The sequence below is a fragment of the Neorhizobium populisoli genome, from assembly GCF_019430945.1.
In the GTDB taxonomy this organism is placed as follows: Bacteria; Pseudomonadota; Alphaproteobacteria; order Rhizobiales; family Rhizobiaceae; genus Neorhizobium; species Neorhizobium populisoli.
This window is the reverse complement of the sequence record NZ_JAHYCB010000007.1, coordinates 267,532-284,116: the sequence shown is the minus strand read 5'-3', so window position 1 is coordinate 284,116 and position 16,585 is coordinate 267,532. Positions and strand designations below refer to the sequence as shown.

17 protein-coding genes and 2 riboswitches are annotated in these 16,585 nt (G+C 59.3%); of the genes, 9 read left to right on the top strand and 8 right to left on the bottom strand.

All coding sequences use genetic code 11. The annotated features are described in order from the left end of the window. The first annotated feature begins 11 nt into the window (after positions 1–11). The 4 genes from KX729_RS21475 (at position 12) to KX729_RS21460 (ending at position 3,148) form a co-directional block, all read left to right on the top strand. The gene (locus tag KX729_RS21475) at positions 12–434 is read left to right on the top strand and encodes an Hsp15 family ribosome-associated heat shock protein (protein ID WP_219744533.1); all 423 of its coding nucleotides are present in this window, start codon (positions 12–14) and stop codon (positions 432–434) included. 205 nt (positions 435–639) lie between these two features. Continuing rightward, entirely contained in the window at positions 640–978 is a 339-nt protein-coding gene (gene fdxA, locus KX729_RS21470; RefSeq protein WP_219744532.1) for a ferredoxin FdxA, read from the top strand. Between the two features lie 423 nt (positions 979–1,401). Beyond that, positions 1,402–1,980 (top strand): CarD family transcriptional regulator, encoded by a 579-nt coding sequence (locus KX729_RS21465; RefSeq protein WP_219744531.1) that lies wholly within the window; start codon positions 1,402–1,404, stop codon positions 1,978–1,980. Between the two features lie 304 nt (positions 1,981–2,284). After that, positions 2,285–3,148, top strand: coding sequence for an RNA polymerase factor sigma-32 (locus KX729_RS21460; protein ID WP_219744530.1), 864 nt, complete (start codon positions 2,285–2,287; stop codon positions 3,146–3,148). Positions 3,149–3,195: 47 nt separating this feature from the next. Here KX729_RS21460 and KX729_RS21455 read toward each other — a convergent pair whose 3' ends face one another. Beyond that, positions 3,196–4,662 carry a M48 family metalloprotease gene (locus KX729_RS21455; RefSeq protein ID WP_246617734.1) on the bottom strand — a complete coding sequence of 489 codons (1,467 nt, stop codon included), beginning with the start codon at positions 4,660–4,662 and terminating at the stop codon, positions 3,196–3,198. 366 nt (positions 4,663–5,028) lie between these two features. Between KX729_RS21455 and KX729_RS21450 the strand changes: the two genes are divergently transcribed. Both KX729_RS21450 and KX729_RS21445 read left to right on the top strand, forming a co-directional pair. After that, positions 5,029–5,541, top strand: a complete 513-nt coding sequence (locus KX729_RS21450) for a winged helix-turn-helix transcriptional regulator (protein ID WP_219744529.1) — start codon at positions 5,029–5,031, stop codon at positions 5,539–5,541. Next, a complete protein-coding gene (locus tag KX729_RS21445; RefSeq protein WP_219744528.1) occupies positions 5,538–6,962 on the top strand; it encodes an MATE family efflux transporter in 1,425 nt (474 codons plus the stop codon). Before KX729_RS21450 ends, KX729_RS21445 begins: the two co-directional genes overlap by 4 nt. Here the strand turns inward: KX729_RS21445 and KX729_RS21440 are convergent. The 7 genes from KX729_RS21440 to KX729_RS21410 all read right to left on the bottom strand — a co-directional run bounded on the left by KX729_RS21440 (position 6,954) and on the right by KX729_RS21410 (position 14,066). Further along, positions 6,954–7,661 carry a thiamine ABC transporter ATP-binding protein gene (locus KX729_RS21440; RefSeq protein WP_219744527.1) on the bottom strand — a complete coding sequence of 236 codons (708 nt, stop codon included), beginning with the start codon at positions 7,659–7,661 and terminating at the stop codon, positions 6,954–6,956. The two genes, KX729_RS21445 and KX729_RS21440, sit on opposite strands and share 9 nt — an antisense overlap. After that, the gene (gene thiP, locus KX729_RS21435; protein WP_219744526.1) at positions 7,654–9,273 is read right to left on the bottom strand and encodes a thiamine/thiamine pyrophosphate ABC transporter permease ThiP; all 1,620 of its coding nucleotides are present in this window, start codon (positions 9,271–9,273) and stop codon (positions 7,654–7,656) included. The genes KX729_RS21440 and thiP overlap by 8 nt, the downstream gene beginning before the upstream one ends. A gap of 4 nt (positions 9,274–9,277) precedes the next feature. Further along, entirely contained in the window at positions 9,278–10,291 is a 1,014-nt protein-coding gene (gene thiB, locus KX729_RS21430; RefSeq protein ID WP_219744525.1) for a thiamine ABC transporter substrate binding subunit, read from the bottom strand. Positions 10,292–10,327: 36 nt separating this feature from the next. Next, positions 10,328–10,435, bottom strand: a riboswitch (TPP riboswitch). Positions 10,436–10,477: 42 nt separating this feature from the next. After that, positions 10,478–10,873, bottom strand: coding sequence for a VOC family protein (locus KX729_RS21425; RefSeq protein WP_219744524.1), 396 nt, complete (start codon positions 10,871–10,873; stop codon positions 10,478–10,480). A gap of 102 nt (positions 10,874–10,975) precedes the next feature. Next, positions 10,976–11,428, bottom strand: coding sequence for a response regulator (locus KX729_RS21420; protein WP_219744523.1), 453 nt, complete (start codon positions 11,426–11,428; stop codon positions 10,976–10,978). Positions 11,429–11,590: 162 nt separating this feature from the next. Further along, the gene (locus KX729_RS21415) at positions 11,591–13,411 is read right to left on the bottom strand and encodes an ABC-F family ATP-binding cassette domain-containing protein (protein WP_219744522.1); all 1,821 of its coding nucleotides are present in this window, start codon (positions 13,409–13,411) and stop codon (positions 11,591–11,593) included. Position 13,412: 1 nt separating this feature from the next. After that, positions 13,413–14,066 carry a thiamine diphosphokinase gene (locus KX729_RS21410; RefSeq protein ID WP_219744521.1) on the bottom strand — a complete coding sequence of 218 codons (654 nt, stop codon included), beginning with the start codon at positions 14,064–14,066 and terminating at the stop codon, positions 13,413–13,415. A gap of 109 nt (positions 14,067–14,175) precedes the next feature. On the opposite strand from KX729_RS21410, the gene KX729_RS21405 reads away from it, so the two are divergent. The 3 genes from KX729_RS21405 (at position 14,176) to metA (ending at position 16,576) form a co-directional block, all read left to right on the top strand. After that, entirely contained in the window at positions 14,176–15,015 is an 840-nt protein-coding gene (locus tag KX729_RS21405) for an AAA family ATPase (RefSeq protein WP_219744520.1), read from the top strand. After that, the gene (locus tag KX729_RS21400; protein WP_219744519.1) at positions 15,012–15,452 is read left to right on the top strand and encodes an NUDIX hydrolase; all 441 of its coding nucleotides are present in this window, start codon (positions 15,012–15,014) and stop codon (positions 15,450–15,452) included. Before KX729_RS21405 ends, KX729_RS21400 begins: the two co-directional genes overlap by 4 nt. Before the next feature lie 53 nt (positions 15,453–15,505). Beyond that, positions 15,506–15,583: riboswitch (SAM riboswitch) on the top strand. Between the two features lie 72 nt (positions 15,584–15,655). Beyond that, positions 15,656–16,576, top strand: coding sequence for a homoserine O-acetyltransferase MetA (metA, locus tag KX729_RS21395; protein WP_219744518.1), 921 nt, complete (start codon positions 15,656–15,658; stop codon positions 16,574–16,576). The last annotated feature ends 9 nt before the right edge of the window (positions 16,577–16,585 follow it).

Here is a 16,585-nt window from a genome sequence, read left to right as displayed (position 1 = left end):
TGAAGGGAAACATGTCGGGGAAAGAGGAGCCACAAAGGATGTTGCCGGGCGGATCACGCCAGCGCATCGACAAGTGGCTCTTTTTCACCCGCATGGCGAAATCCCGTTCCATCGCCCAGGATCTTATCCGCTCGAACCATGTGCGGGTGAATGGCGAACTCGTTTCCCAGCCCAGTGCTCATGTGAAGACTGGCGACCGTATCGAGCTGAAACTCGAGCGACGCGATGTGGTTCTGGTCGTAAAGGCCGGTGGCGAAAGGCGCGGGCCTTTCGAGGAAGCCAGGCTTCTCTATGATGACGTGAGTCCGCCCCCGGAAGAGCGCGCGAAACTGACGCTTTTCGAACAGGCCCAGCGGGCTCCGGGCGCAGGGCGACCCACGAAGAAGGAGCGGCGGGAAATCGACCTGCTTTTTCCGGACGCGGATAGCGACTAGATTAGAAAAATCACCCGCGGCATGGCAGTTTTCGGCACGCTTTATCCTTGCTAAGCCAAGCCAAAGGCTTTACCTGACAGTCGAAAAGCCGGATCGCTCGCCTCCTGTCCTCTTTACAGTTTAGGTTTCGCCTGTCCCGGCTTTCCGGTGTGCCGGCTCTCCTCCGCCGACGTGCCGTTGATCCGAGATATCGCTGGGGTGCCGCATGACTTATGTCGTGACCGACAATTGTATCCGTTGCAAATATACCGACTGTGTCGAGGTCTGCCCGGTCGATTGTTTCTATGAGGGCGAAAATTTCCTCGTCATCCATCCGGATGAATGCATCGATTGTGGCGTCTGCGAACCGGAATGTCCCGCCGAGGCGATCAAGCCGGATACCGAACCGGGCCTTGACAAGTGGCTCAAGGTAAATGCCGAGTTTGCCCAGATCTGGCCAAACATTACCGTCAAGCGTGATGCGCTGCCGGAGGCCAAAGAAATGGACGGCGTCGGAAACAAGTACGAGCAGTATTTCTCCGCCGAGCCCGGCAAGGGCGACTGAGGATAGATCGAGCGGCCGCCGCTAAGGCCGCCTGGATCCGGCGAAAACACATGGCTCGGCAACCCGTTCGAATCGCGCTGCCTTTTTGTTGAGCACAAGGCCGGTGTTGCCGTTTGTGCGCATGCAAAAGCAAATTATTGATTTCCGCACTTTTTTGTGGTAGACAATAAGAACTGTTCCACAAGGCGGCACTCGCGTGCCCAAAAAACATCACGAAAGCAACAGATCACCCAAACGCGGTCTCCGTGACATTGCAACACTGAACTGTTGTCGGTCGCAGTTTCGCGATGGGGTTTGTTTTTTCGCGCGCGTTCTTCGGACCAGTATGGAGTGACCCGACGGTTTCCCCCGTCTCATCCGGGCCTGACAGACCCGGTTCCCCCGGCCCGGTAACGGGTGAGTAACAGGGAGTTTGTAAAACGAATGACGACGACCCAGCAGAAGAAGACTTCTCCCGCGCGCCAGGGCTTCAAGACCGGTGAAGCGATTGTATATCCCGCTCATGGCGTCGGCACGATTACTGCTATCGAAGAGCAGGAAGTTGCCGGCATGAAGCTTGAGCTTTTCGTAATCGATTTCGAGAAAGACAAGATGCGCCTTAAGGTGCCGGTCGCCAAGGCCGTCAGCATCGGTATGCGTAAGCTGTCCGAGACGGATTTTGTCGAGCGCGCTCTCAAGGTTGTTCAAGGTAAGGCCCGCGTGAAGCGCACCATGTGGTCGCGCCGCGCCCAGGAATATGATGCCAAGATCAATTCCGGCGACCTGATCTCGATTGCCGAAGTCGTTCGCGACCTTTACCGCGCTGAAAACCAGCCGGAGCAATCCTATTCCGAGCGCCAGCTTTATGAAGCTGCTCTCGATCGCATGGCTCGCGAAATCGCTGCCGTGAACAAGATGTCCGAAACCGAAGCCGTTCGCCTTGTCGAGGTCAATCTCGCAAAGGGTCCCAAGCGCGGCAAGACGGTAGAAGAAGACGATGCTCCGGAAGAAGAAGCTGCGTAATTCGCACTCCTTCGGGACTTATGCAAAAAACCCGGCCTCAGCGCCGGGTTTTTTATTGGAACTTTTTGCGACCTGCCGCGTTACCCCGCCGGAACGGCGAACTGATGCTGCATCGGCTCGCCTCCGGGACAAGCAAAGCGGGGCGTCATATTCGGCTTATCGGCCGGTGTGAATCCCCGCGTAACTTAACGAGGGGAGCAAGGGCAAAAGGTCTTCCAAACATCATCTCCCGTTCGTGGCCCATGCACGGTGTTGAGTTTGTGCCTGTTGTTCCTGCTGGATCAGCCCGTTCACGGAGAACACGATGACAGCCATGTCCGCAGACCGCACCATGATCAAGATCGCAATGTCGGCTCCTTATCTCGCCCGCGAGGAGGAGCGCGATCTGGCGGTCCGCTGGAAGGACGACCAGGACCAAGATGCCCGTAATCAGATCGCTCTTGCGCATATGCGTCTCGTGATCGCCATGGCCTCGAAGTTTCGCGGCTTTGGTTTGCCGATGAGCGACCTCGTTCAAGAAGGCTATGTAGGGCTGCTTGAAGCGGCGGCAAGGTTTGAGCCGGCCCGCGACGTTCGTTTTTCCACTTACGCCAGCTGGTGGATCCGCGCTTCGATGCAGGATTACATTCTTCGCAACTGGTCGATCGTGCGCGGTGGTACCAGTTCTGCGCAAAAAGCACTGTTTTTCAATCTTCGTCGCCTGCGCGCGAAACTCGCCCGCGGCGATTCCAATTTGACTGCCCGTGCCATCCACGAAGAGATCGCGGTCGCCCTTGGCGTCAGCGTTGCCGACGTGCAGACCATGGATGCCCGTCTCTCGGGCAACGACGCTTCGCTGCAGGCGCCTTCCATAGCCGGCGATGCAGATAGCGGGGAGCGTCTAGACATGTTGGCCAGCGCCGAGCCGCTGCCGGATGAACAGGTGTCCGGCATGATCGATGGCGAACGCCGCTTGCGGTGGCTGCAGGGCGCGCTGACCAAGCTCAATGACCGTGAGAAGAAAATTATTCGTGCTCGCCGCCTGACTGATGACGGCGCGACGCTGGAGGCGCTCGGGGCGGAACTTGGCATTTCCAAGGAACGCGTGCGACAGATCGAAAGCCGGGCGATCGAGAAACTGAAATCGGCGCTGGTTACCGCCAATCCGCAGATGGCGATGGTCAGCTGAGATTTATGGGCGCCATGCGCCCATAGTCATTTCCTCAGGTAGCTGATTTACTCAGCGATGATCTTGACTCTCTGGCCGGGCGACAATGTCGCGCCGGCCGGCAGCGCGTTGATGAGCTTGAAAAGATCGAGCTTGCGATCGGTGCCCATCATCCGTGCCGAAAGCGATGCGATCGTATCGTCCTTGGTGACCGTGACGATGCGGACCCGCAAAGGCTTCAACGAGGCGATTTCCGGCTGGGTCATGCGGCGGAAACTGGTGCGCAGCGTATTCGCCGTCGGTTCGAGAGAAGGGCTGCCCTTCGGTACGGCGGTCAGGAAGCGAAAGATCTGACTTTCAACCCGAATGACGGTGACATCGAAATCCCAACGCTCAGCGGATGCACGGGCGGTTGCCGCCGGCAGGCCGTTGATCTGCGTTTCGCGCACCGTATCGGGCTGCAGGCCGGCTACCCAACCGCTCGTCAGGTAATTGCTGAGATTGTTGTTGTCGCCGGCAGCGACACCATCGAAACGGATTGCTGTTTCATTCGGACCGGTCGCCAGCACCGCTTCCACCTTGTTGTCGATCCGGAAATCTTCCGGCACGTCGAAACGAATGCCAAGGCCGCCATGCATGAATGTCTGGCCGCGGACATAACCTTCCTGCGGGCTGTCGCCATACAGCAGGCCATCGATACCGGCGAGGAAATATTCGCGCCCCTTGTCGCCAACCTGGCCTTCCTGACCGAAGTTGCGGGCATGACGGCGGGCGAGATCGACGCGTTGCGCCGAATTCGGGTGGCTGGACAGGAAGTCGAGGCTCTGGTCATTGTCCGGGTCGACCGCTGAATAACGGGCATAGGCTGCCATCGAATCCAGAAAGCGGGCGGCGGCAAAGGGGTCGTAACCAGCCTCGCCGAGCATGCGTACACCGATCACGTCCGCCTGCAGTTCCTGCTGGCGGGAGAAGGCGGCGAGCCTGAGCTTGCCGCGCGCAAGCGCCTGCTTGCCGGCAAGATCGCTGGACAGGACTTCCGCCACGACACGGCTGGCGATGACTTCCGCCTCTTCGCGGCGCTGGCGCTCGATACCGTGATTGGCGGTGACGTGGCCCATTTCGTGCGAGAGCACGGCGGCCACTTCCGATGCATCATTGGCAAGCGCCAGCAGGCCGCGGGTGACGTAAAGATAACCGCCGGGCAGCGCGAAGGCATTGATTGCCGGTGAATTCAGGATGGTGATGCGGAAAGACTGGTTCGGGTTTTCCGATACCGCCGTCAGCGCGCCGGCAATGCGGGCGACCAGTCGTTCGGTCTTGGCGTCGCGATATTCGCCGCCGTAACTGGCGACGATGCGGGGATGCTCGCGGGCTCCCATCTGGGCACGCGGGTCGTTCTTCTGAACCTCGTCAACGATCTGGGGATTTTCCGAGGGCGCGACGTTCGGCGTATAGGCCTGGTCAAAGACCGATTGGCAACCGGCCAGCATCACGCTGCTCAACAGCAGCGCGGCGAATGTCCGTATCACCGGCATCGAACGGACGTTCCCAAAGAGAGGAATCGCCTGTTCGCGTCTCATCGTCCTCGTTGTCCGCACCATCAATTCCAAGGTCCATCGTCCGGCTTCGGAGAGGTGTTCCCATCCCAAGCCGGTTGCATCTATGTTCCGCTTAGCGATTTTCGCGCCGCATGCACAGATAGTCTAACTGAAATATGTCTCACCGGCACGTTTGCAAAGAAAATCCCCGCAGCAATTTGGCGATGCCATTGCGGAAAGTCCAAATTGTGGCGGCGCGGATAACGCTCCCTTCGTGGCTTTATAGAAACGTGATCTCGCGAATAGTGACTTGCAAATAAAAAGTAACCCAGGCAGAAAGGCGCGTCATCAAGGAGATTTCCGATGAAACGCTCAGGTCCGGCCGATACAGGCTGTCCCGTGCTGCGCAGCCTCAAACATGTCGGGGATACGTGGACCTTCCTTATTCTGCGTGATGCGCTAGCCGGCGCTACTCGTTTCGACGAATTCCAGAAAAATCTCGATATCGCCCCCAATATTTTGAGCGGACGACTGAAGGCGCTCGAAGAGGCGGGCCTGATGGAGCGCCGGCGCTACTCCGAGCATCCGCCGCGCGATGAATATTCCCTGACCGAGAGCGGTCGGGGCTTCAAGCCGGTGCTTCAGGCCATGCTCGCCTGGGGCAACCGGCATTTTGCGCCGGAGGGCGAGAGCGTCGTGATCGTCGATCGCGAGACCGGAAAGCAGGCAGATCCGGTGATGGTCGATCGCATCAGCGGCCGGCAGCTCAGCGATCCGGTCTTTGCCCAGGCTGCCGGGCCGGCGGCAAGCGAGCGCTTGCGCAGACGATATCCTTCCATGAACCAGTTCCCCGAACACCGCGAGACCGACCGATGAGCGCCGTTACATCCCAAGAGCTGGCAGCAGGCCAGGACATCGAGACGCCGAAGGAAAGCGAGCCTGCGCCGATCAATCCACGCACTCGGATGCTGCTCGAAGCGCCGATCCTGCCGATGCTGATCAAGCTCGCCTGGCCGAATATCCTGATCATGCTGGCGCAGGCCTCGACCGGCCTGATCGAAACCTGGTGGGTTTCGCATATGGGCACGGCCGCACTCGCCGGTATGGCGCTGGTGTTTCCGGCCGTGATGCTGATGCAGATGATGAGTGCCGGCGGTTTTGGCGGAGCCATCTCCTCCTCCATCGCGCGGGCACTCGGCAGCGGACGGCGGGCGGATGCCGATCTGATCGCCTGGCATGCGGTCGTGGTGAATATCGCGATCGGACTGCTGTTTTCCGTCATCCTGCTGGCGTTCGGGCGACCGATCTATCAAGCGCTGGGCGGGCAGGGCGAAGAGCTTGAGGCGGCGCTGACCTATTCCAACGTCGTGTTTGGCGGCATGGTGTTCGTCTGGCTGATGAACGGGCTGGCGAGCGTCGTGCGCGGCACCGGCAACATGCTGTTTCCTGCGGCGGTAACTTGTGTCGGTGCGTTTCTGCTGGTGCCGATTTCGCCGTTGCTGATCTTCGGTTTCGGGCCAATTCCGGCCATGGGCATTGCCGGCGGCGGGCTGGCGCTGGTACTTTATAGCGTCGGCGGCACAGCAGTGTTGGGCTGGTATATCCTCTCCGGCCGTAACCTCGCGCGCTTCGGCATCGGTCCCATCCGCTGGTCGATCTTCGGCGATATCTTCAAGATGGGGGCTGCCGCGGCGATCAACTCGGTCTTGACCAATGTGACGATCGGTGTGGCGACGGCTCTGGTCGCCACTGAAGCGGGCGTCGAGGCGGTTGCCGGTTTCGGTACCGGCGCGCGGCTGGAATATCTGCTCATTCCTGTCATCTTCGGCATCGGTGCGCCGATGGTGGCGCTGGTCGGCACGAATATGGGCGCCGGCAAGAAGGATCGAGCGCTCCGCATCGCCTTCACTGGCGCAGCGATTGCCTTTGTCATCACGGAGACGATTGGCCTGATCGCTGCAATCTTCCCGGCCGGCTGGATTTCGCTGTTCAGCGAAGAGCATGGCGCGATCGATGCGGGTGTCGCCTATCTGCAGATCGTCGGGCCAGTTTATGGATTCTTCGGAGCAGGGTTGGCGCTTTATTTCGCGAGCCAGGGGGCGGGGCAACTGCTCTGGCCGCTTCTTTGCGGTTTCGTGCGCCTTGCGATTGCCGCAGCCGGCGGTTGGCTGGCGCTGAGGCTGACCGGTTCCCTGAATGGCCTGTTTTTCGCGCTGGCTGCCGGGCTTGTGGTTTACGGCTCGCTGCAATTGATCGGCATTCGCGCCGGTGTCTGGTTCCGCGGCAAGTCAGCCTGACAGGAATTCGGTAAGCGCCGGAATATCGCGGCGGGCGAGGAATTCGCCCGCCTGAGCCTGAAGCAGAATACGGCCGTGATCGATGAAAAGGGCATGGTCGGCCAGACGGCTGACCTCGTCCGGGTCATGGGTGACGATCAGCACCGTGTTGCCGGTTTCTTTATGCAGTTCGAGCAGCAGGTTTGCCATCGACAGCCGCAAGCCCGGATCAAGCGCAGCGAAAGGTTCGTCCATCAGCAGGACTGGCTTTTTGCGCACCAGGGCGCGGGCAAAGGCGGAGCGCTGCCTTTCACCGCCGGAGAGCGTGCCGGGCATGCGTTTTTCAAAGCCGCCAAGGCCGACGCGTTCCAGCGCCTGCGATATCGACTTTCGATCTTCTGGCGAAAGTTTCAGCGAAGGGCTGATACCGAGGCCGATATTGGTGAACAGGTCGAGATGGGCAAAGAGATTGTTGTCCTGAAAGACCAGCGAGATCGGACGTTCGGACGGATGTTTTCGAGAAACGTCGTCTCCGGCAATCCGGATGCTGCCACTGTCTGCCGTTTCGAAACCGGCGATGAGATTCAGGAGGGTCGTCTTTCCGGAGCCTGACGGACCGGTCATAGCTGTGACGGTGCCGGCCGGAATGGCGCAATCGAACCGAAACTCCTTGGTGCCGAGCTTCAGCTCGACCTTTTCCAGCAAGATTCCGTCAGCCATGTTTCGCCTCTCTTTGTCCGGCCGTGCCGAGCATGGTCAGCATCAGGCATATGACACCGAGAATGAGCGCCAGCCCATCGGCATCATTGGTGCGGTAGCTGGATAGCCGGCTATAAACAAGCCAGGGCAGGGTGGTGAGATCGCTGGAGCCGAACAGAGCGACCGCGCCGAGATCGCCCAACGAGAGTGCCATGGCGAAGGAGAGCGCGGTCAGCAGCGGTCTTGCCAGAATCGGAAGATCGATCCGCCAGAGTTTCGAAATCCCTGAAATTCCGAGGCTGGCGGACAGTCGGGCCGTTCTCCTGCGGTGGGTTTCGACGGCAGGTGACAGCACGCGCATGACGAAGGGTAAGGCCATCAGCATGTTGATGATGGCGACCAGCAATGGTGCAAAACGGGCGACATCGCCGAATGGGCGCACCATCAGGAACCAGCCGGTGCCGAGCACGACGGGAGGTACCAGAAGAACGAGGGATGACATGCCGCCCAGCAAGGCCGAGAAGCCTCGCGCAGTTCGGCCGGGGCGTTTCATGTCCGCAATGGCTTCGCGGGCGCTGATGATCGCCAGCGATATCAATATGGTCAGCAGCCCGGCGGTGATGGCGATGGTGAAGCTCGTCCATGCGGCCCGCAGAAATGCCGGGCTGGTGAGCAGGCTCCATAAGTTGGCGCACATGCCGGCGAAAACGATCGATGAGAGTGGCAGTATGAGGAAAAGCGTGGCGAGAAGGATTGCAAGCGTGTCCCATATGCCGGTTCCGATCGTCCGGCCGTCGAAACGGCGGGTGACCCGTCCGGCAATCGCGCCGGCATCATCGGCGTTTGGAAACAGCGAAATGCCGATGAGGATCGCAGCGGTGATGCCAATCTGCAGGAATGCAAGGGCGATGGCGCGCGGCGGATCGAAATCGAAACGCAGCGACTGGTAGATGGCGACTTCCAGCGTCGTCGCGGCGGGTCCGCCGCCGAGCACGAGCACCAAGGTAAAGCTTGTGGCGCAGAGCATGAAGATCAGCCCGGCAATGCCCGGCATGACGCGCCGCGCCGCCGGCCATTCAATGAAACGAAAAACCGAAAGCGGCTTCATGCCGAGGCTGGAGGATAGCAGCCAATATTCCGCGGGTTGCCGTTCCAGCGCCGCCAGTAACAGCCGGGCGGCAAGCGGGAGATTAAAAAAGACATGCGCCAGCAGGATGCCGGATAGTCCATAGATGCTGACGGGCTGCTCGACCCCGATTTTCAACATCAGGCTGTTGATGATGCCTTGCCGGCCCCAGATGCCGATCAGGCCAAGTGCGCCGATCAGCACCGGCAGGCCCATTGGAAGCGCCATCAGGCGAATGATCCAGATACGGCCGGGAAAGCCTGGCCGGCGAGCGAGCGCCATCGCCACCGGAAGCGCAAGGGTTACGGAAAGCAAGGTGGAAAGCGCCGCCTGCCACAGCGTGAATTGCAGGATGCGCCAGGTATAGGCGGTGAAAAGCCGGCCTGAAGCGGTGCCGGCATCCCAGGAGAACAGAGCTGCGACGGCGATGCCGACGAAGAGTGTGATGCCGACTAAGGACCCAACGCCGTAGCCTATTCCCCGTCTTCGTTCGGCTCCCGTCAGCATGGGCTCAGTTCAGGCTCATGGCGGCGAGCCATTCGTCGATCCAGGCCTGGCGGTTCTTCGCGACTTCGTCGGAGCCCATCAGGAACGTCTTTTGGGGCTGGACGAGCTTGCTGAAGGCATCCGGCAGGGGTGTCGACGTTTTCGTGACCGGCATCATCCAGTTGGTGGTCGGAATAACGTTCTGAAAGGCAGGGGAGACCATGAATTTGAGGAATTGCCTGGCGAGGTCCTTCTCATGGGCGCCCTTCAGGATGCCTGCGACCTCGATCTGGATGTAATGACCTTCGGAGAAGGATGCCGCTTGATACTGTTCGGACTTTTCCTCGACCATGTGATAGGCGGGCGAGGTCGTGTAGGAGAGAACCATCGGCACCTCGCCCTTGGTGAACAGGCCATAGGCCTCCGACCAGCCGGGCGTGACCGTCAGGACGCGCTTCTTTAGTTTGGCCCAGGCCTCCGGCGCCTTGTCGCCATAGACGGACTTCACCCAGAGCAGCAGGCCAAGGCCCGGCGTCGACGTGCGCGGGTCTTCGATGGCGATCTTCTGCGACGGATCGCCTTCCACAAGTTCCTTCAGACTTTTCGGCGGGTTCTTCAGCGTCTTGGTGTCGTAGACGACGGCGAAATGGCCATAATCATAGGGCACGAAAGTGTCGTCGGAATAATCGCCGGGCACTTTCACAGCGACCGCATTGTCCAGCCCATGCGGCTCGAACAGGCCGGTCGATTTGGCTTCGGAAATGAGGTTGGTATCGAGGCCGAGGGCAATATCGGCGTCGGATTTCGGACCTTCGAGCTTCAGGCGGGTGAGAAGCGCCACACCGTCCGAAACGCTGACGAAATTGACCTTGCAGCCGCAGGTCTTTTCGAAAGCCTCCTTCACCTTGGGGCCGGGACCCCATTCGGAGGTGAAGCTTTCATAGGTATAGAGGTTAAGCGTCTTTTCCTGCGCCTGAGCAAAGCTGGACGCGCAAATCGCGGCTGCGGCCGCAGTGATGAATGGAATAAATCTGCGCATCGGCGCCTCCTGTTTCAAGTTACGGGAATAGGCGCTGATGAAGAGCCGTCTAATCCCTCCGCCGGTGTTAACCGGATCAGGTTCCGCGGGTTGGCCGGAGGCCTCTCAGCCGCACGAAACCGTGCGGCACCCCGTTAGAGCGAGATCAGATGTAACGGCGGAGGGATTTTCTGGCAAGAGAGCTGCTTAGGCGGCGCTCATATCCATGTACATGATTTCCCAGACATGGCCGTCCGGGTCACGGAAACTGCAGCCGTACATCGGGCCGAACTCCATGTTCGGTTTCCATTCACCACCACCGGCACCGAGCGCCTTGGCCTTGAAATCGTCGACTTCGGCGCGGCTACCGGCCGAAAGGCAGTTCAGGACCTGCGTAGCCTTCTTTGCGTCGCCGATGTCGCCATTGATGAAGCCCTTGAATTTGTCATGCGTCAGCAGCATCACGTAGATCTGCTCGCTAATGACCATGCAGCTTGCCGTATCATCGGAAAATTGGGGGTTTTTGGTGAAGCCGAGCGCTGTGTAGAAACGGGTCGCAGCCTCAAGATCGGCCACCGGCAGATTTACGAAAATCATACGCATATCAGTCTCCTCTTTGTCCTTAGATTATACGCACCCTGTCGTGCGTTCTACCCAAGGACGGAGAAGAGTGGATGAAGCCGACATCGCAGCTCCATTTTTTAATCAATGGGAGTTTTGTCGGAAAACCTTCAGTTCGCGCGGCACGATCGCCATGCCGCCGAGCCGGTTGGCGATGGCGTAATCGATCGTCTTTTCCACAACGTCCGGCATGACCGGCTTGGTCAGCACGCCGAGCGAGCCTTCGACGCCGTCTTCGACGTCTTCCGGGTTGCCGGTCATGAAGATGACGGTGATGCCGTATTCCTGGGCAAGTTCGCGGCCAATCTCCGGGCCGGTGCGGCCGTCGGAGAGGTTGACGTCGACAAGCGCGATATCCGCATAAGCCGCAAGATTGAGGGCATGTTTGCGGGCGCTGGCAAAACCGGCAACCTTCAAGCCCATCGCCTCGACGGTCTCGGCGACGTCAAGAGCAATCAGAAACTCATCCTCGATGATCAATACGCGCTGGTTCATCGCTTCACTGGCCAGCCGACGACGCACTACATTTGTCAGCATTGGACGTCCCCATTAAGGTTGCGGTTCCGGTCCGGCCGATTGAGTCTAAAGCGACATTTCGACCGTTATTTTCTGACCGAACGTCTCGTGAAGCTAATATGTTCCGGTCCGCGACAAATATTTTTGTGCGTAACTCTTTGTTAAGCCTAATGAATTCTTAAATTAGCCTTCAAGCTCTTCTCTGAGCATCTCGAGTTCAAGCCATTCCTCTTCCATTTTTGTCAGGTTTTCCCGTAGCTTCTCCATCTCGGCCGCAAGTTTGTTGAACGTCGCGGGGTCCTTGGTGAAGAGGTTGGGATCGGCCATCTTTTTTTCGCGGGCGGCGATCTCGGCTTCAGACTTCTGCATCTCTTTCGGCAGGTTTTCGAGGGCGAATTTCTGCTTGAAGGAAAGCTTGCCCCTCGCCTTGGAGGTGTCTGCAGCCGGTGCAAATGTTTCGGTCTTCGCCTTTTCTGCCTTCTCGACACGGCGCTTTTCCTCCAGCGCGCCTTTTCGTTGGGAGAGCATGTCCGTATAGCCGCCAGCATATTCGATCCAGCGGCCGTCCGGCGCATCCGGATTTGCCGGGGCGATAGTGGAGGTCACGGTACGGTCGAGGAAATCGCGGTCGTGGCTGACGAGGATGACGGTGCCGGTGTAACCGGAAACGATTTCCTGCAGCAGGTCGAGCGTTTCGATATCGAGATCGTTGGTCGGTTCGTCGAGGATCAGCAGGTTCGAGGGCTTGGCCATGATGCGGGCGAGCATCAGGCGGGCGCGCTCGCCGCCGGAAAGGTTCTTGATCGGCGTGCGGATCTGTTCAGGCTGGAACAGGAAATCCTTCATGTAGCCCGCGACGTGTTTCTGCTCGCCGTTGACCAGCAGCGTTTCGCCGCGACCATCCGTCAGATAATGGGACAGGGTATCTTCCGGGTTCAGATCCTCGCGCTTCTGGTCGAGAGTGGCGATTTCCAGTTTTGTGCCAAGCTTCACGGTGCCGCTATCGGGTGCCAGCTGGCCGGTCAGCATCTTCAGTAGCGTCGTCTTGCCGGCGCCGTTCGGGCCAACGAGACCGATGCAATCGCCGCGATGGACGCGGATGGAGAATGGCGCGACGATCGGCCGGTCGTAGGCCTTGGCGATATGTTCAGCCTCAATCACGAGCTTGCCGGATTCGCGGCCTTCGGTGACACTGGCCTGTACAGTGCCCTGCGGTCCCTTGTGGCCGCGATAGTCAGCGCGCATGGTCTGCAATTCGCCAAGGCGGCGCATGTTGCGCTTGCGTCGCGCGGTGACGCCATAACGCAGCCAGTGTTCCTCGCGCTCTATCGCTTTACCGAGCTTATGCTGTTCCAGCTCCTCGGCCTCGAGCACTTCATCGCGCCAGGCTTCGAAGGAGGCAAACCCGCGATCGAGACGGCGGGAATTGCCGCGGTCGAGCCAGACGGTGGCATTTGAAACCTTTTCAAGGAAACGACGGTCGTGGGAGATCACCACAAGCGCGCTTCTCGTCTTGCGCAGCTCGTCTTCCAGCCATTCGATGGTCGGCAGGTCGAGATGGTTGGTCGGTTCGTCCAGCATCAGGATGTCCGGCTCCGGCGCCATGACGCGGGCAAGTGCCGCGCGACGTGATTCACCGCCGGACAGGGTATTCGGGTCTTCCTGGCCGGTCAGGCCGAGATGTTCCAATAGATACGTGACACGATAGGGATCGTCGCCGGGGCCGAGGCACGCTTCCGCATAGGCCTGCACGGTCGTGTAGCCCGCAAAATCCGGTGCCTGTTCGAGGTAACGGATAGTCGAGGACGGGTGGCGAAAGACCTCGCCGGACTGCGGCTCGACAAAGCCTGCGGCGATCTTCATCAGCGTCGACTTGCCGGAACCGTTGCGGCCGACGAGGCAGATGCGGTCGCCCGGCTCCACCTGCATGCCGGCGCCGTTCAACAGCGGCGCGCCGCCGAAGCTCAGGAAGATATTGTCGAGTTTAAGAATAGGGGGCGCCAAATCAGGCTCCTGTAAAGTCGTAGGGGCGGGCGAGGATCATTGCCCTGCCGTCCCTCAAATGGAATTCCACCGGCCCTTCCGCAACGTTGGAAACCGTGCGGGAGGAGCCGAAGGGGAGCGAAAAGCTGGCGAGCGGATACCGTGCGCCAAAAATGTCGAGACCTTCCAGCGCGGAAAAGCCGACGACCGAGAACAGAGAGCCTTTCGGCACATCGAGCTTCCTGTCGGTGCCGGCGAGCAGTGGAAATGCCTCCTCGTCGCCGGAAGTCAACATCACATCGAGGCCGCGTTCGGCAAGGCTCATGGCATGAAAGAAGTGCTGAAGCGCGTGGTCGCTGCGCTCACCGCCGAGCGCGCCGGCGAAGATCAGCCGCGCCGCGCCGCGCCGGATCGCTTCCGCCGTAGCGATCTCGCCATCCGTCTCGTTCTTGGCGGCGGGGAAGGGCTGCTTTTCGACGTTCGGAAACCTTGCGATCAGTTCGGCATCGGAGGAGTCGAAATCGCCGACCCAAAGTTCCGGCTTCACATCCAAAGCCAAGGCATGCCGCATGCCGCTGTCGGCCGCGATGAAGCGGCTGCCGGACAGTTCCGTCTTGAGGCGGTCGGTGACTTTGAGATTGCCGCCGAGCAGGATGGTGAAGGTCGAAATGCTCATGGGCACTGCCCATAGCGTAAAGCAGGGCAAAAGGGAAAGGCGCTTGCGCTTGCTTGAAGGGATTCCAGCGCCTAGTTTGCTCGCAAATTTCGAATGCCGAGACAAGAGCATGCAGTTTCAGGGTACCGCGGACTATATTGCCGACAAGGATCTGATGGTGGCGGTGAATGCCGCGATCAGGCTGGAACGCCCGCTTCTGGTCAAGGGCGAACCCGGTACCGGCAAGACGGAACTGGCTCGGCAGGTGGCGGGGGCACTCGGCCTCGACCTGATCGAATGGAACATCAAGTCCACCACCAAGGCACAGCAGGGGCTCTACGAATACGATGCCGTCTCGCGCCTGCGCGACAGTCAGCTTGGCGACGAACGCGTGCATGACGTCGGCAACTACATTCGTCGCGGCAAGCTGTGGCAGGCTTTTTCGGTCGACAGGAAAGTCGTGCTTTTGATCGACGAGATCGACAAGGCGGATATCGAATTTCCGAACGATCTGTTGCAGGAGCTCGACCGAATGGAGTTCCATGTCTACGAGACCGGCGAGATGGTGAAGGCCAAGGTGCGCCCGATCGTCATCATCACCTCCAACAACGAGAAGGAGTTGCCGGACGCCTTTCTGCGACGCTGCTTCTTCCACTATATCCGCTTTCCGGATGTCGAGACGCTCGCCCGCATCGTCGAGGTGCATTACCCCGGCATCAAGCAGAACCTCGTCCGCAACGCGCTGACCCAGTTCTACGAAATCCGTGACGTGCCGGGGCTGAAGAAGAAGCCGTCGACCTCCGAAGCGCTGGACTGGATCAGACTCCTGGTTTCCGATGACGTCGATCCGGCTGATCTGCGCGGCGATGCGAAAAATGCCTTGCCGAAACTGCATGGCGCGCTCCTGAAGAACGAACAGGATGTGCATCTTTTCGAGCGTATGGCTTTCATGGCGCGGCGGGAAAGATGATGCCGGATGCGTTCAAGGTGCTGATCTACGCCGTCTGGCAGGATCGGTTTCTGGTTTTCGATGAGCCGGATTTTCCTGACCAGTGGCTGCAGGTGCCGGGCGGCACGATCGAGCCCGGAGAAGCGCCCGATGTCGCGGCTGCTCGTGAGTTCTTCGAGGAGACGGAACTTGAAGTCGAGGTTTCTCTGCAGCGGCTGATGGTCCACGATTATCGTTTTCCAAAAGATGGCAGAGAGATCTGCCATCGCAGACACTATTTCCTGCTTCGCCTGACGGGTGAATATCCTGCCTCCTGGATTCACCTCGAGGAACACAGTTTCGATGGCGGCGGACCGATCCGTTTCCGTTTTTCCTGGATGAGCCTGGACGAGGCCGCGCGCCGGCTCGGTGGCGGAATGGGGGATGCGCTACCGCTTCTTCTCAAGGGTGCTCCGTAAGCGCAAGATTTTGCTCCCATTGACGACGCTTGTAGCAAGGCGTATTTGAAGCATTGTGAATTCGTGGTGATTTGGCCGGCCGGCTTGCAGCCACGTAAAAAAAGTCGCTAAAGGGCCGCGAGAATGTATCTACCTAAAAGATGCTTCCACGGACCGGTCGCGATTTTTCGCCGCCGGTTTTTTATTTTTTGCTGGGTTTAGCCATGCCGATCAAGATTCCCGATACTCTTCCCGCTTTCAGCACGCTCGTTTCCGAAGGCGTGCGCGTGATGACCGAAACCGCGGCGGTCCGGCAGGACATCCGTCCGCTGCAGATCGGGCTCCTGAACCTCATGCCGAACAAGATCAAGACCGAGATCCAGATGGCGCGCCTCGTCGGCGCCTCGCCACTGCAGGTCGAGCTGTCGCTGGTGCGCGTCGGCAATCACAAGGCCAAGAACACCTCCGAAGAGCACCTCCTGTCGTTCTACCAGACCTGGGAAGAAGTGAAGGACCGCAAGTTCGACGGATTCATCATCACCGGTGCGCCGATCGAGACGCTTGCCTATGAGGACGTCAACTATTGGGAGGAAATGCAGAAGATCTTCGATTGGACCGAGACCAATGTCCATTCGACGATGAATGTCTGCTGGGGCGCGATGGCGGCGGCCTATCATTTCCACGGCGTGCCGAAATACGAGCTGAAGGAAAAGGCATTCGGCGTCTATCGCCACCGCAATCTCGTGCCATCTTCCGTCTATCTCAACGGGTTCTCCGACGATTTCCAGGTGCCGGTATCGCGCTGGACCGAGGTTCGCCGCGCCGATATCGACAAGGTGCCGGAACTCGAGGTTCTGATGGAATCGGAAGAAATGGGCATTTGCCTGGTGCATGAAAAAGCTGGCAAGCGGCTCTTCATGTTCAACCATGTGGAATATGACTCGACCTCGCTCGCCGACGAATATTTCCGCGACGTCAATGCCGGCGTGCCGATCAAGATGCCGCACAACTATTTCCCGCATAACGACGACACGCTGACACCCTTGAACCGCTGGCGCAGCCATGCTCACCTTCTGTTCGGCAACTGGATCAACGAAATCTACCAGACGACGTCCTACGATCTGGAGAAGATCGGCACGGAGTAGTTTCGAGGC

What these genes read in the sequence shown, in the direction of transcription:
- KX729_RS21410 (WP_219744521.1), bottom strand. Translation starts at nt 14,066, where the DNA reads ATGAGCATTTCGACCTTCACCATCCTGCTCGGCGGCAATCTCAAAGTC.
- KX729_RS21450 (WP_219744529.1), top strand. Translation starts at nt 5,029, where the DNA reads ATGAAACGCTCAGGTCCGGCCGATACAGGCTGTCCCGTGCTGCGCAGC.
- KX729_RS21420 (WP_219744523.1), bottom strand. Translation starts at nt 11,428, where the DNA reads ATGCTGACAAATGTAGTGCGTCGTCGGCTGGCCAGTGAAGCGATGAAC.
- KX729_RS21465 (WP_219744531.1), top strand. Translation starts at nt 1,402, where the DNA reads ATGACGACGACCCAGCAGAAGAAGACTTCTCCCGCGCGCCAGGGCTTC.
- thiP (WP_219744526.1), bottom strand. Translation starts at nt 9,273, where the DNA reads ATGCTGACGGGAGCCGAACGAAGACGGGGAATAGGCTACGGCGTTGGG.
- metA (WP_219744518.1), top strand. Translation starts at nt 15,656, where the DNA reads ATGCCGATCAAGATTCCCGATACTCTTCCCGCTTTCAGCACGCTCGTT.
- KX729_RS21425 (WP_219744524.1), bottom strand. Translation starts at nt 10,873, where the DNA reads ATGCGTATGATTTTCGTAAATCTGCCGGTGGCCGATCTTGAGGCTGCG.
- KX729_RS21445 (WP_219744528.1), top strand. Translation starts at nt 5,538, where the DNA reads ATGAGCGCCGTTACATCCCAAGAGCTGGCAGCAGGCCAGGACATCGAG.
- KX729_RS21400 (WP_219744519.1), top strand. Translation starts at nt 15,012, where the DNA reads ATGATGCCGGATGCGTTCAAGGTGCTGATCTACGCCGTCTGGCAGGAT.
- fdxA (WP_219744532.1), top strand. Translation starts at nt 640, where the DNA reads ATGACTTATGTCGTGACCGACAATTGTATCCGTTGCAAATATACCGAC.
- KX729_RS21405 (WP_219744520.1), top strand. Translation starts at nt 14,176, where the DNA reads ATGCAGTTTCAGGGTACCGCGGACTATATTGCCGACAAGGATCTGATG.
- KX729_RS21460 (WP_219744530.1), top strand. Translation starts at nt 2,285, where the DNA reads ATGACAGCCATGTCCGCAGACCGCACCATGATCAAGATCGCAATGTCG.
- KX729_RS21455 (WP_246617734.1), bottom strand. Translation starts at nt 4,662, where the DNA reads ATGCCGGTGATACGGACATTCGCCGCGCTGCTGTTGAGCAGCGTGATG.
- KX729_RS21440 (WP_219744527.1), bottom strand. Translation starts at nt 7,661, where the DNA reads ATGGCTGACGGAATCTTGCTGGAAAAGGTCGAGCTGAAGCTCGGCACC.
- thiB (WP_219744525.1), bottom strand. Translation starts at nt 10,291, where the DNA reads ATGCGCAGATTTATTCCATTCATCACTGCGGCCGCAGCCGCGATTTGC.
- KX729_RS21475 (WP_219744533.1), top strand. Translation starts at nt 12, where the DNA reads ATGTCGGGGAAAGAGGAGCCACAAAGGATGTTGCCGGGCGGATCACGC.